Below are 13695 nucleotides of genomic sequence, written 5' to 3'. Positions count from 1 at the left end.
TCTCCGCGTCTCCCTTCGGGGTGCATGGCAGTGTGGCATGCATGTGCGGGAGGTATGCGGCGAGCCGACAGGCCGAGGAACTGGTGGAGGATTTCGGGGTCCAGCACTGGGAGCCGGCCGAGACGCCGGCGCCCAGCTGGAACATCGCCCCGACCGACAACGTCCAGGTGGTACTGGAACGTCCCCTCAAGGGCGCGGGCGCCGCCGCCTTCCCGCCCGGGCCGGTGCGCCAGCTGCGGACGCTCAGGTGGGGCCTGGTCCCGTCGTGGGCGAAGTCACCCGAGGGCGCCGCGCGGATGATCAACGCCCGGTCCGAGACGGTGCACGAGAAGCCGTCCTTCCGGCAGGCGTTCGGGGCCCGCCGCTGCCTGATCCCCGGGGACGGCTACTTCGAGTGGGTCACCGGCGCCGACGAGCGGCAGCTGGAGGAGGAGGGCCGCCGGAAGCGCCCCCGCAAGCAGCCGTACTTCGTCACGCCCGCGGACGGCTCGGTGATGGCGATGGCCGGGCTCTACGAGTTCTGGCGGGACCGCACGCTGCCCGCCGGCCACCCGCTGGCCTGGTGGGTGACCTGCACGGTCGTCACCATCGAGGCCGAGACCACCCCGCTGGCCGGGGCCGACGGCGGCGAGGGCCCGCAGGCGCTCGCCGACATCCACCCGCGGATGCCGCTGGTGCTGCCGCCGGACCGCTGGGACGCCTGGCTCGACCCGTCCCGCAGCGACCCCGACGAGCTCCGCGCGCTGCTGGCCCCGCCGCCGCCCGGGCTGATGCGGGCCTTCCCGGTCCCCACCGGCGTCAGCAACGTCCGCAACAACGGGCCGGAGCTGGTCACCGAACTCGACGGCCCCGAGGTCGGCACGCTGTTCTGACCGGCCGGGCGGGCCGCGCCGCCGTCCCCGGCCCGCCCCGGGCAGGATGGGCGTATGAGTACGAGGGCGAACGAGAGCGAGACGGTCGCGACGCCGGCGGGCGAGGCCCGGATCTTCTGGTACCGCCACGCCGAGCCGGCCCGGGCCGTGGTCGCCGTGAGCCACGGCGCGGGCGGCGGCATCGAGGCCCGCGACCTGCGGGCCCTGGCGGCCGCGCTGCCGGCCCGCGGCTACACCGTGGCGCTGGTCGAGCAGCCGTGGCGGGTCGCCGGCAAGAAGCTGGCGCCCGCGCCGAAGACGCTGGACGCCGGGTGGACCGCGCTGTGGCCGGCGCTGGAGAAGCCCGGCCTGCCGGTGATCGCGGGCGGCCGGAGCGCCGGTGCCCGGGTGGCCTGCCGGACGGCGCGCGAGCTGGGCGCGCACGCGGTGCTCGCGCTGAGCTTCCCGCTGCACCCGCCGGGCAAGCCGGAGAAGTCCCGGGCCGAGGAGCTGACGGACGCGGGGGTGCCGACGCTGGTCGTCCAGGGTGGCCGGGACCCGTTCGGGCGCCCCGAGGAGTTCCCCGCGGGCACCGTGCTCACCGAGGTGGCCCACGGCGACCACGGCTTCGCGGTGCCGAAGTCGGCGGGGGTGACCGAGGCGGAGTCGATGGCGGTGCTCACCGACGCGGTGGTGGCGTGGCTGGACGGGATGTTCGGCTGACGGCGTCCAGACTCCCCGCGCGGGGCCCGGCCGCGGGCTGCTCGGACGGGCGCGGAAATGGCCTGCCCGGCCGGGAATGATCCGGACCGGCGCCGCTGTTGTGCCAGGCGAAGGCAGTGGAGTACAGCCAGCGTGCACGAGGAATGGGAGTCCGCCGCATGGGAATCGCTTGCCCGGCCCGCCCGGCCGCCGACCTGCAGTGGCCGCAGACGCAGGGGGCGCAGTCAGCCCTGGCTGGAGCGGCGGCGGCACCGGATCGTCGTCTATTCTCCGAATCGAGAGGGACCGCGGCGGCAGCCGCGGGATCCGCCGTGGTGTTGGAGGAGGTGGGTCCGGTCACCGGAACCGACGCAGGGACCGACGGCTCGGCTGCGGAGCAGACCGGAGGCCGGACGGAGAGCGACGTCGAGCGCAGCGCGCGCTTCGAGCGGGACGCCCTCGTCTTCCTCGACCAGATGTACTCCGCCGCCCTGCGCATGACGCGCAATCCGGCCGACGCGGAGGACCTGGTGCAGGAGACGTATGCCAAGGCGTACGCGTCCTTCCACCAGTTCCGGGAGGGCACCAACCTCAAGGCATGGCTCTACCGCATCCTCACCAACACCTTCATCAACTCCTACCGCAAGAAGCAGCGTGAGCCGCAGCGCAGCGCCGCCGACGAGATCGAGGACTGGCAGCTCGCCCGCGCCGAGTCCCATATGTCGACGGGTCTGCGCTCCGCCGAGTCGCAGGCGCTGGACCACCTCCCCGACTCGGACGTGAAGGCCGCGCTCCAGGCGATCCCCGAGGAGTTCCGGATCGCCGTCTATCTCGCGGACGTCGAGGGCTTTGCGTACAAGGAGATCGCGGACATCATGGGGACACCCATCGGCACGGTGATGTCCCGTCTCCACCGCGGCCGGCGCCAACTGCGCGGCATGCTGGAGGACTACGCCCGCGAGCGCGGGCTGGTCCCGGCGGGAGCGTCCGCCCAGACGGAGTCCGCGCGGACGCCGGAGTCGCACGACCGGAAAGGCTCGGGATCATGAGCTGCGGAGAGCCGCACGAGAAGGACTGCTCAGAGGTCCTTGACCACCTTTACGAGTACCTCGACCGGGAGATGCCGGCCGGGGAGTGCGCCGAGTTCCAGGTCCATCTCGACGAGTGCTCGCCGTGCCTGGAGAAGTACGGCCTGGAGCAGGCCGTCAAGAAGCTCGTCAAGCGCTGCTGCGGACACGACGACGTCCCCTCGGACCTCCGGTCCAAGGTCATGGGCCGGATCGAGCTGATCCGGGCCGGCGAGACCGTGCCCGAGGTGAGCGTCCTGGACCAGGCCCGGCACGAACAGGCCCAGCGCGAGCGGGCGGCGGACGCCCGGGACGCCGCCGCAGCGCCCTCGAAGGCCGACGCGCCCGGCAACACCGCGCACGCCGAATAGGAGCCCGCACGGCTCCGTCTCCGTGCGGCGGCTCGTCCATGCGTCGAACGGACGTGCAGCTCCCTCACTCCTCGGGGTGAGGGGCGGGGCGATCCGTCCCACTCGATCCGCTGATGCGCCTTCTCCGGCGCCGCGGCCCCTCTATTCTCGCCGGACCCCCGCGGTGCGCGGCCTCCCGCCGTGACGGCGGGTGCGTCGGGCCGGGGGCGCTCCCCCGGCAACGCTGGGGGCACCCCCACCACCCAGCGACGGCTCGGGGAGGGTGAGGAGGGCGCGATGCGGGAACTTCCGGCGGCCGCACGGCTGTACATCGGCTGTGCCGCCCTGGCCGCGGCGCTCTGCGCGGCCCCCGCGGCCCGGCTCGGCGCCGCCGCTCCCTGGACCTGCGCACTGGCCCTCGGCGCCCTCCACGCCCTGTGCGAGCGGATGCGCCGCTGTCCGCTGACCGACGGCCCCGCGCGGCGCGACACCGGCCCCGACCCCGCGCCCGGCACGTTTCCCCCGGGCTGGGCCACCCCCGTCGTTCTTGCCGGATCCTTCCTGCTGCCGCCGCCGCTGGCCGCCCTGGCCGCCGTACCGGGCGCCCTGCTCGCCCCGGCCGCCCGGCCCTGGCCCGCCGCCCGCCGGGTCTGGCACACCGCCGAACTCGCCCTCGCCGCCTGGACGGCAGCCCAGGTCTTCCGGGCCGCCGGCCCCACCGCACCGGCCGCGGCCCCCTTCCCGCGGCTGCTGGTGCCGGCGCTGGCCGCGTCCTGCGCCTTCTGCGCCGTGCTGATCGGGCTCCGTGGCGGGGTGCTGGTCCTCGCCGAGCGGCATCCGCCGCGCACCGCCTGGCGCGGCCCGGCGGCCCGGCTGCCGGTCCCGCACCTCGTCCACGGGCTGACCGGGCTGATGATGGCGGTGCTCTGGCACAGCGCGTACGGGCCGCCGGCGGCGCTGCCGGTGCTGCTGCCGGTGCACCTGTCCTGCTGGGCGTCCGCGCAGTACCAACGCGAACGCGCCGCGCACCAGGCCACCGTCCGCGCCCTCGTACAGGCCGTCGACATCAAGGACCGCTACACCCGCGGGCACAGTGAACGGGTCGGCCGGGCGTCGGTGCTGATCGCCCGGGAACTGGGCATGGCGGAGGACCGGCTGGAGGTGCTGCGGTTCGCCGGGATCCTGCACGACGTCGGCAAACTCGGCGTCCCCACCCGGGTGTTGCGCAAGGACGGGCCGCTGACCCCGGAGGAGCGCCGGATCATCGAGCTGCACCCCGAGTACGGCCACGAGATCGTCCGCGGGATCGGCTTCCTGGGGGAGGCGCGGGCGGCGATCCTCCACCACCACGAGCGGATGGACGGCAGCGGCTACCCCTACGGACTGATGGGGCGTCAAATCCCGGAGTGCGCACGGGTGGTGGCGGTCGCCGACGCCTTCGACGCGATGACCTCCACGCGCTCCTACCGGCGCGCCCGCCCGGTCCCCGCCGCGGTCGCCGAGCTTCGCCGGTGTGCCGGGACGCAGTTCGACCCGCGGATGGTCCGGGCGCTGGCCGCCGCCGTCGACCGGCACGGCTGGCGGCCGGAGCAGGTGACCGCGGGCGAGGAGCGGACGCCGGACGTGGTCCCGGCGGGGCGCGGAAACGTCGCGCCGGCCCGGGGCCACCGGCCGGGCGCGGGCCGCGGCGCCGCCCGATGAGCCGCCGCGCGACCGCCTGGGTGTACGGGCCGGCCGCCGTACTCGCCTGCTGGAGCCTGGGCCACACCCTGTGGCACGGGATCACCGCGCCGCACACCGCGCTGGCCTTCGGGGTGCTGATCGCGGCCGGCGAGGCGGTGCGCCGGGTCCCCGCCCGCCCGGCCGCGGCGGCGCCGGGCCCCGGCCCGCGGGCGGGCGCCCCGCTCGGCGCCGCCGGGGCGCTCGGCTACGCGCTGCTCGACGCGGCCGGCGGCCGCCCGGCCGCGCACGGCGTCGCGCAGACCGTGGCGGTGGTGATGGCCGCCGGGCTCGTCGGACTGGTCCCCTATCTGGCGCGCGGCGGCGGGCCGGCCTGGGACCCGCCGGCCCGCCGGGTGCTGACCGTCGGCTTCGCCGCCACCTGCTGCCAACCCCTGTGCCACACCGGCGCCTTGCCCGCCTGGGGAGCCGCCGGCCCGCTCCGTCTGCTCTGCCTGGCCGTCGTGCCGGCGCTCACCGCGCTGTGCGACGCGGTGCTGGCGGCCGCGCTGGCCCGGGCCCGGACAGGCCGGCCGTACGGGCCGCTGCTGCGCGACGAGTTGCGGGCGCTGACCGGCATCGGCACCGCCATCTGCGCCACCGGCGTGGTGATCGCGCTGGCCGTCGCCGCCGCCGGGCTGTGGGCGCTGCCGGTGTGCTGCCTGCCGCTGCTGCTCACCCAGATCGCCTTCCGCCGGTACGCGGCGGTGCGCGCCACTTACCGCCAGACCATCGCCTCGCTGGCCCGCGCCACCGAGATCGCCGGCTGCACCCCGCCCGGCCACGCCCGCCGGGTCGCCGCGCTCAGCCGCGAGGTCGGCCGCGAACTCGGGCTCGGCGGACCGGACTTGGACGTCCTGGAGCACGCCGCCCTGATGCACGACATCGGCCAGCTCTCGCTCGTCGACCCGGTGCCGGACGGCGCCACCGCCCCGCTGCCGCCCGCCGAACAGCGCCGGATCGCGCTGCTGGGCGGCGCCGTGGCCCGGCAGACCGGGGCCCCGCCGCAGGTCGCGGTGATCGTCGAGCGGCAGGCCGATCCGTACCGCGAACAGCCGGTCACCGCCCGTATCGTCCGCACCGTCAACGCCTATGACGACCTCGTGGCCGGCGCCGCCGGGCCCGCCGGGCGGCTGCGCGCCCTGGAACGGCTGCGGCTGGCCACCGCCCGGGACCACGAGCCCGCGGTCGTCGCGGCGCTCGCCCGGGTGCTGGGGCGCTTCTGACGGATCTCCGCGGCGGCCGGGCGGGCCGATCGCGAGCGGTGTGCGCGCCGGGGCGCGGAACGGCTTCGCACGCCCCGGTACGGGCCCCGTACACCCTTGCCGCGCGGTGTTCCCGGCCCATCCACCGCCCGGGAACCCATGGGTAATGAGCGGCCCACGAGATGGGCATGGTTGGATGCGAAGAGAGCCCCCCGCACGGGGGTTCAGGGGGTCGGCGCAGGGCATGAGCCGCACGGGGGCGCAGCACACCAGGCTGAGCCCGACGGCAATCTGTGGCAGGTTGTCGAGTGGGCCCCCAGAAGGCCCCGGGCGCCGCCCGGGACGCCTCCGGAGCGGCACAAGAGCAACCAGCAGGCGGGAATCGTGAAGATCTTCGGCAAGGTACGGCACCGGCCTTCCGCCTCGTGGCGGCAGGCGACCGACCGCGCTTTCACGCTGATCGGCGACGGCCGTTACGAGGACGCGGGGGCGCTGCTGACCCGCGCGGCGGACATGGAGCCGTGGCTGTCGGAGTCCTGGTTCAACCTCGCGCTGCTGCACAAGTTCCGGCACGACTGGGAGCAGGCCAGGGCCGCCGGACTGCGCGCGGTGGCGCTGCTGGACCGCGAGACCGGGGCCCCCGACTGGTGGAACGTCGGCATCGCCGCCACCGCCCTCCAGGACTGGCCGCTGGCCCGCCGTGCCTGGCAGGCGTACGGCCTGAAGGTCCCCGGCGAGGGCACGCCCACCGGGGAGCCACGGGGCATGGCGCTGGGCAGCGCCGCGGTCCGGCTCTCGCCCGAGGGCGAGGCCGAGGTGGTCTGGGGCCGCCGGCTGGACCCGGCCCGCATCGAGGTGCTGTCCATCCCGCTGCCGTCCTCCGGGCGGCGCTGGGGCGAGGTGGTGCTGCACGACGGCGTCCCGCACGGCGAGCGGACCACCACCGGTGTCGGCGGCGAGACCCGGACGTTCCCGGTCTTCGACGAGATCGAGCTGTGGGCGCCGTCGCCGGTGCCCACCTGGGTGGTGCTGCTGGAGGCCGCCGCCGAGGCCGACCGGGACGCGCTGGAGCAGCTGGCGGCCGACGCCGGCTTCGCCGCGGAGGACTGGTCGTCGTCGGTGCGGCTGCTGTGCCGGACGTGCTCGGAGAGCCGGATGCCCAGCGACGAGGGCGACGGCGAGCACCTGGACCCGCACGACCACAGCGAGCCGGGCCACCCCGGCCCGCTGGGCCACCGCACCGCCGGCTCCGGCTCGCTCTGGGTCCCCGAGCGCGAGTGCGGCATCGCGGCGCCCGCGGCCCTGGTGCGCGGCCTGCTGGACGGCTGGGTCGCGGACAGCCCGGACACCCGCGAATGGCGCGATCTCGAAGAGGTCTGCTGACGCCCGGCCGCCGGGCCGCGGGCCGGCGGCGGCCGCGAGTACGGCGGCCGGGCCCTGGCGGCGGCCGGGTCCCCGTAGGCTTGGGGCGTTACCCGAGGGTTTTGCAGGAAGGCATACGGCGGAGATGGCCCAGCAGGACAGTGATCAGCAGGAGAGCGTCGCGTTCGTCGACGACGTCACGGACGCCGCGGAGCGCGAGGCGGCCCACCGGGAGCGCGGCACCTCCCGTCCGATCACCGTGGTCGGCAACCCGGTCCTCCACAAGGAGTGCCAGGACGTCACGGAGTTCGGTGACGAGCTGGCGCAGCTGATCGACGACATGTTCGCCAGCCAGCGCACCGCCGAGGGCGTCGGCCTGGCCGCCAACCAGATCGGCGTGGACCTCAAGGTCTTCGTCTACGACTGCCCGGACGACGAGGGTGTCCGGCACGTCGGCGCGGTCTGCAACCCCGTCCTGGACGAGCTGCCCGCCGGCCGCCGGGTGCTGGACGACTCCAACGAGGGCTGCCTGTCCGTCCCCGGTGCGTACGCCGAGCTGCCCCGCCCCGACTACGCGGTGGTCCGCGGGCAGAACGCCAAGGGCGAGCCGATCGTGGTCGAGGGCACCGGCTACTTCGCGCGCTGCCTCCAGCACGAGACGGACCACCTCTACGGCTACCTCTACATCGACCGGCTCTCCAAGCGGGACCGCAAGGACGCGCTGAAGCAGATGGCCGAGCGGGAGCCCCGCTACCCCGTCGTCCCCAACGACTGACGCGTCCGGGACGGACGGGGGAGCGGGGCGCCCGTCAGGCGGCGCCCTGGTAGGCGGCCCAGACCTGCGGCGGGAGCGAGGTGCCCAGCCCGGTGTCGGGGCCGCCGATGCCGTTCAGGGGCAGCAGCTGCGGGGCGCCCGGCTTGTTGCGGAAGAGGGTGATCGCGGTGGTGGGTTCGGCGCCGTCCCCGCCGTCGGGAGTCCGCGCGGCGCGCACGCCGGAGCCGGCCCCGGTGCCCGGCCCGGGACGCCAGTCGAAGGCGCCGGGCCGCGGCGGGGTGCCGACGAACCACGCCGACTTCATCCGGTCCCCGGCCTCGGTGACCGCGGCCGCGACCGGCTGCCGCACCGGCTTGCCGTCCGGCCCGCCCAGGGCCCGCCAGCCCAGCCCCGACAGGGTGTTGGTCATCTCCTGCGCCACCGACGGCGCCACCACCCGCCGGGGCTCGGGACGCTCGAATCCCGGCACGCTCGCGCCCTGGTAGGTCATCCTGGCGACCGCGTACGGCTCGGCGTGCAGCCCGCCGTCGGCGAAGGTGGCGTACGCGCTGGCCAGCCGGACGGCGCTGGGCGCAGAGGTACCCAGCGGGAAGGTCTGCTCCAGCTGCGCCAGGCTCTCCTTGCGCAGTCCGAGGCCGAGCGCCAGGTCCCGTATCCGCGCCAGCCCGAACTGCTTCCCGGCCCGGACGAACGGCACGTTCGTGCCCTGCAGCAGGGCGCCGCGCAGCTCCTCGGCCCGGCCGGGGGCGTCCACCGGGCGCGGCTGGTCGCCGTACTGCTCGGCCTCCTGCTGGAGGGCGGCGGCCAGCACGAACGGCTTGAAGGCGGAGCCGGCCGGGACCGCCGTGGTGTCCGCGTTGTTGCTGAAGTGCCGGGTGGCGTCCGCGCCGCCGTAGAGCGCCACGATCGCGCCGTCGCCGGGGCGCACCGAGGCCGCGCCGAATTCCGCGTAGGTGTCCGCGGCGCGGTTCTTCGGGTCGAGGTTCTTCTCGCGGACGTCGTCGACCGCCTTTTCCAGGCGGCGGGTGCGCTGTTTGTCGAAGGTGGTGTGGATACGGTAGCCGCCGCGGGCCAGGTCCTTGTCGGTCAGCCCGGTGGCGCTTTTCACGAACTTGTTGGCGATGTCGACGAGATAGCCGATCTGGCCGGCCTGGCTGGTGGGCTTGGCCACCGGGCGCGGCTCGGGGAATTCCCGGTACTGCGCCCGTTCCTCCTTGCTCATCGCGCCGGTGGCGACCAGCCGGTCGAGTATCCACTTCCAGCGGGCCTCCGCCCGCTCGTGGTTGGCCTTGCCCAGCCCCGGGTCGTACTGCTCGGCGCCCTTCAACAGCGCGGCCAGCAGCGCCCCCTGACTGGGATTCAGGTCCTTGGCGTCGATGCCGTAATAGGCGTGCGCGGCCGCCTGGATACCGTTCGAACCACGCCCGAACCAGCTGGTGTTGAGATAGCCGCGCAGGATCTCCGCCTTCGACTTCAGGTTGTTGACCTTCAGCGCGATGATGAATTCCTTCACCTTGCGGGTGGCGGTCTGGTCCGGCGAGAGATACGTGTTCTTCACGTATTGCTGGGTGATGGTCGAACCGCCCTGGGTGTCCCCGCCGGAGATCATGTTCACCGCGGCCCGGGCGATTCCCGTGAGCGAGACCCCGTGGTCCTCGTAGAAGGTGGCGTTCTCCGCCGCTATCACCGCGTTCTGGACGGGTTTCGGCACCTTGTCGAGGGAGATGTTCTGCCGGTTGACGGCGCCGACGCTCACCATCTGGCTGCCGTCCGCCCAGTAGTAGACGGTGGCCTCGCGGGCGGCCTGGGCGTTCTCGTTGGGGATGTCGACCTTCGCGTAGACGAACGCGAACAGCCCCGCCAGACAGGCGAGGCCGAACGCGAACGTGCCCAGCCACAGGCGCCACGACGGCAGCCAGCGGCGCACCCCCTTGCGGCCCAGGCGGGGATAGTCGATGTACCGGCGGCTCTTCTTCGTGCCCGTTTTCCTGCCCTCCATGTCTGCGTAGATGTGGTGGGCAGGCTTCCGGTTGCCGCTCCGGCCGCCCGCTAATCGAACGCTCACATTCGGCGGGCGGCCGGAACGACAGGCCCGGCGGCCGGGATCAGAAAGGGATCAGAACGGATCAGAAGTCGTCGTCGAACGAGACCGAGCCCTCGACGGCGACCTGGTAGGCCGAGGCGCGCCGCTCGAAGAAGTTGGTCAGCTCCTGGACGTTCTGCAGCTCCATGAAGGAGAACGGGTTCTCCGAGCCGTAGACGGGCGGGAAGCCCAGGCGGCGCAGCCGCTGGTCGGCGACGCACTGGAGGTACTCGCGCATCGACGCGGTGTTCATGCCGGGCAGGCCGTCACCGCACAGGTCGCGGGCGAACTGCAGCTCCGCCTCCACGGCCTCCTTGAGCATGTCGGTGACCTGCTGCTGGAGCGCGTCGTCGAAGAGGTCGGGCTCCTCCTCACGGACGGTGTCCACCACGGAGAAGGCGAACTCCATGTGCATCGACTCGTCGCGGAACACCCAGTTGGTGCCGGTGGCCAGGCCGTGCAGCAGGCCGCGCGACCGGAACCAGTAGACGTAGGCGAAGGCGCCGTAGAAGAAGAGGCCCTCGATGCACGCCGCGAAGCAGATGAGGTTGAGCAGGAAGCGGCGGCGGTCGGCCTTGGACTCCAGGCGGTCCAGACTGTCCACCGAGTCCATCCACTTGAAGCAGAACTCGGCCTTCTCCCGGATGGACGGGATGTTCTCCACGGCCGCGAAGGCGGCGGCCCGGTCGTCCGGGTCGGGAAGGTAGGTGTCCAGCAGCGTCAGATAGAACTGGACGTGCACCGCCTCCTCGAAGAGCTGCCGGCTCAGGTAGAGCCGCGCCTCGGGGGAGTTGATGTGCTTGTACAGCGTCAGCACCAGGTTGTTGGCGACGATCGAGTCGCCGGTGGCGAAGAACGCCACCAGGCGGCCGATGAGGTGCTGCTCACCGGGGGAGAGCTTGGCGAGGTCGGCCACGTCGGAGTGGAGGTCGACCTCCTCCACGGTCCAGGTGTTCTTGATCGCGTCGCGGTAGCGGTCGTAGAAGTCCGGGTACCGCATGGGACGCAGGGTCAGCTCGAAGCCCGGGTCGAGGAGGTTCTTCTTGCCGTCGGTGGTGGCGGTGTGCGCGGCCGCGGCGTTCGTTTCAGGCGACGGGTGGGACATTACTGGCATGCCTCGCAGGACTCGGGGTTTTCCAGGGAGCAGGCGACCGCCTCGGGATCGGTCACCGGAAGCTGCGCGGGGACGGACGCGGCGCGCGCCGACTGTGCGATCCGGGTCGCCGGCCGCGAGCGCAGGTAGTAGGTGGTCTTGATGCCGCGCTTCCAGGCGTAGGCGTACATCGAGCTGAGCTTGCCGATGGTCGGCGACGCCATGAAGAGATTGAGCGACTGGCTCTGGTCCAGGAACGGCGTGCGGTCCGCGGCCATGTCGATCAGGGCGCGCTGCGGGATCTCCCAGGCGGTGCGGTAGCGGTGCCGTACGTCCTCGGGGATCCAGGTCAGCTCCTGGACGGAGCCGTTGGCCTCGCGGAGCGCGTCCCGGGTCCGCGCGTCCCACAGGCCCAGCTCCTTCAGCTCCTCGATCAGGTACGTGTTGACCTGGAGGAACTCGCCGGACAGCGTCTCGCGCTTGAAGAGGTTGGAGACCTGCGGCTCGATGCACTCGTAGACGCCGGCGATGGAGGCGATAGTGGCGGTCGGCGCGATGGCCAGCAGAAGGGAGTTGCGCATACCGGTCGTGGCGATCCGGGTGCGCAGCGCCGCCCAGCGGTCCGCCCACCGCGGTTCGGCGTTCGGGTAGTGGTCCGGGTGCAGCACACCGCGCGCCGTGCGGGTCGCGGACCAGTTCTCGTGCGGGCCGTGCCGCTCGGCGAGGTCGGCGGACGCCTCGTAGGCGGCGAGCATGATCCGCTCGGAGATGCGGGTCGACAGCTCCCGGGCCTCGGCCGAGTCGAACGGCAGCCGCAGCCGGAAGAACACGTCCTGCAGGCCCATCAGGCCCAGACCGACCGGCCGCCAACGGGAGTTGGAGGCGGCGGCCTGCTCGGTCGGGTAGAAGTTGATGTCCACGACCCGGTCGAGGAAGGTCACGGCGGTGCGGACGGTGGCGTCCAGCTTCTCCCAGTCCATCTCGCCGTCGGCACCGAGGTGCGCGGCGAGGTTGACCGACCCCAGGTTGCAGACCGCGGTCTCCCCGTCGTCGGTGACCTCCAGGATCTCCGTGCACAGGTTGGAGGAGTGCACGACCCGGCCGGGCTCGGCGGTCTGGTTGGCGGTGCGGTTGGCGGCGTCCTTGAACGTCATCCAGCCGTTGCCGGTCTGCGCGAGGGTGCGCATCATCCGGGAGTACAGCACCCGGGCCGGCACCTGCTTGAGAGCCTTGCCCGCGGCCTCCGCGGCCCGGTAGGCGGCGTCGAACTCCGCGCCCCACAGGTCGACCAGCTCGGGCACGTCCGCGGGGGAGAACAGCGACCAGTCCGCGTCCGCCTCCACCCGGCGCATGAACTCGTCCGGGATCCAGTGCGCGATGTTGAGGTTGTGGGTCCGGCGGGCCTCCTCGCCGGTGTTGTCCCGCAGCTCCAGGAACTCCTCGATGTCGGCGTGCCAGGTCTCCAGGTAGACACAGGCCGCGCCCTTGCGGCGGCCGCCCTGGTTGACCGCCGCCACCGACGCGTCCAGGGTGCGCAGGAACGGCACGATGCCGTTGGAGTGCCCGTTGGTGCCGCGGATCAGCGAACCGCGGGCGCGGATCCGGGAGTACGACAGCCCGATGCCGCCGGCGTGCTTGGAGAGCCGCGCCACCTGGTGGTAGCGGTCGTAGATCGAGTCCAGCTCGTCCAGCGGCGAGTCCAGCAGATAGCAGGAGGACATCTGCGGGTGGCGGGTGCCGGAGTTGAAGAGCGTGGGGGAGGACGGCAGGTAGGAGAGCGTGCTGGTCAGCCGGTACAGCTCGGCGACGTCCGCGAGCGCCCGCGCGGAGTCGTCCTCGGCCAGGCCGCAGGCCACCCGCAGCAGGAAGTGCTGGGGCGTCTCGATCACCTTGCGGGTGGTGGGGTGGCGCAGCAGATAGCGCGAGTGCAGGGTGCGCAGCCCGAAGTACCCGAACCGGTCGTCGGCGCCGGCTGCCAGGGCCTGCTCCACCAGCGCGTCCAGCCCCGCGGCGTGCGTGCCGGCGAACTCGGCGGTGCGGTCCGCGATCAGACCCTCCTGGTGGCCGACCGCGATCGAGGCGGAGAAGGAGGTGGCGCCCTGCCCGGCGGCCTCCTCGGCGATGGCGAGGGTGAGCAGGCGGGCCGCGAGCCGGGAGTACTGCGGCTCGTCGCCGATCAGCCCGGCCGCGGCCTCGATGGCCAGCGACCGCAGTTCGGCCTCGTCGGACCCGGGGTGCCGGCCGCGCAGCGCGGCGGCGGCCACCTTGCCGGGGTCGGTCGCGGTCAGGTCCGCGGTCAGCTCGGTCAGCGTGCGCAGCAGGGCGACGCCCGGGCCGTCCTCGTTCGCGGGAGGCGTGGCCACCACGGGCTGCACGACCTCGGCGTCTGACGCGGGCTCCGTTGGCGCGATGGTCACCTGATGCTCTCCCTCACTCGGCGGGGGCCGGGAGGGGCGGTGGCGCGACGGGAGCCGTGCGGGCAAGGGGG

At 73.6% G+C, this 13695-nt stretch carries 11 protein-coding genes; 8 read left to right on the top strand and 3 right to left on the bottom strand.

Features of this window, described 5'->3' with window-relative positions; translation table 11 throughout:
- Window positions 1-41 precede the first annotated feature (41 nt).
- From ACRAS8_RS12020 to def, 8 genes are all read left to right on the top strand, one after another.
- A complete protein-coding gene (locus tag ACRAS8_RS12020) occupies window positions 42-872 on the top strand; it encodes an SOS response-associated peptidase (protein WP_438485922.1) in 831 nt (276 codons plus the stop codon).
- A gap of 54 nt (window positions 873-926) precedes the next feature.
- Entirely contained in the window at window positions 927-1574 is a 648-nt protein-coding gene (locus ACRAS8_RS12015; RefSeq protein WP_438485921.1) for an alpha/beta hydrolase family protein, read from the top strand.
- Between the two features lie 326 nt (window positions 1575-1900).
- The gene (locus tag ACRAS8_RS12010) at window positions 1901-2602 is read left to right on the top strand and encodes a sigma-70 family RNA polymerase sigma factor (protein WP_438490438.1); all 702 of its coding nucleotides are present in this window, start codon (window positions 1901-1903) and stop codon (window positions 2600-2602) included.
- The gene (gene rsrA / locus ACRAS8_RS12005) at window positions 2599-2991 is read left to right on the top strand and encodes a mycothiol system anti-sigma-R factor (protein ID WP_438485920.1); all 393 of its coding nucleotides are present in this window, start codon (window positions 2599-2601) and stop codon (window positions 2989-2991) included. The genes ACRAS8_RS12010 and rsrA overlap by 4 nt, the downstream gene beginning before the upstream one ends.
- A gap of 276 nt (window positions 2992-3267) precedes the next feature.
- On the top strand, window positions 3268-4671 hold the full coding sequence (locus tag ACRAS8_RS12000) for an HD-GYP domain-containing protein (protein ID WP_438485919.1): 1404 nt from the start codon (window positions 3268-3270) through the stop codon (window positions 4669-4671).
- Window positions 4668-5915, top strand: a complete 1248-nt coding sequence (locus tag ACRAS8_RS11995) for an HD-GYP domain-containing protein (RefSeq protein ID WP_438485918.1) — start codon at window positions 4668-4670, stop codon at window positions 5913-5915. The genes ACRAS8_RS12000 and ACRAS8_RS11995 overlap by 4 nt, the downstream gene beginning before the upstream one ends.
- 363 nt (window positions 5916-6278) lie before the next feature.
- Window positions 6279-7277 (top strand): tetratricopeptide repeat protein, encoded by a 999-nt coding sequence (locus ACRAS8_RS11990; RefSeq protein WP_438485917.1) that lies wholly within the window; start codon window positions 6279-6281, stop codon window positions 7275-7277.
- Window positions 7278-7401: 124 nt separating this feature from the next.
- Window positions 7402-8031 (top strand): peptide deformylase, encoded by a 630-nt coding sequence (gene def, locus ACRAS8_RS11985; protein WP_438485916.1) that lies wholly within the window; start codon window positions 7402-7404, stop codon window positions 8029-8031.
- A gap of 34 nt (window positions 8032-8065) precedes the next feature.
- On the opposite strand, the gene ACRAS8_RS11980 is transcribed toward def, so the two are convergent.
- The 3 genes from ACRAS8_RS11980 to ACRAS8_RS11970 all read right to left on the bottom strand — a co-directional run bounded on the left by ACRAS8_RS11980 (window position 8066) and on the right by ACRAS8_RS11970 (window position 13624).
- The gene (locus tag ACRAS8_RS11980) at window positions 8066-10030 is read right to left on the bottom strand and encodes a transglycosylase domain-containing protein (protein WP_438485915.1); all 1965 of its coding nucleotides are present in this window, start codon (window positions 10028-10030) and stop codon (window positions 8066-8068) included.
- A gap of 127 nt (window positions 10031-10157) precedes the next feature.
- Window positions 10158-11219 carry a ribonucleotide-diphosphate reductase subunit beta gene (locus ACRAS8_RS11975; protein ID WP_438490437.1) on the bottom strand — a complete coding sequence of 354 codons (1062 nt, stop codon included), beginning with the start codon at window positions 11217-11219 and terminating at the stop codon, window positions 10158-10160.
- Window positions 11219-13624: a ribonucleoside-diphosphate reductase subunit alpha gene (locus ACRAS8_RS11970; protein WP_438485914.1), complete on the bottom strand. Its 2406-nt coding sequence runs from the start codon at window positions 13622-13624 to the stop codon at window positions 11219-11221. Before ACRAS8_RS11970 ends, ACRAS8_RS11975 begins: the two co-directional genes overlap by 1 nt.
- Window positions 13625-13695 lie beyond the last annotated feature (71 nt).

The sequence above is a fragment of the Streptomyces sp. S186 genome (assembly GCF_051603415.1).
Classification (GTDB): domain Bacteria; phylum Actinomycetota; class Actinomycetes; order Streptomycetales; family Streptomycetaceae; genus Streptomyces.
The sequence above is the reverse complement of the archived record's forward strand: the minus strand, read 5'-3'. Positions and strand labels throughout refer to the sequence as shown.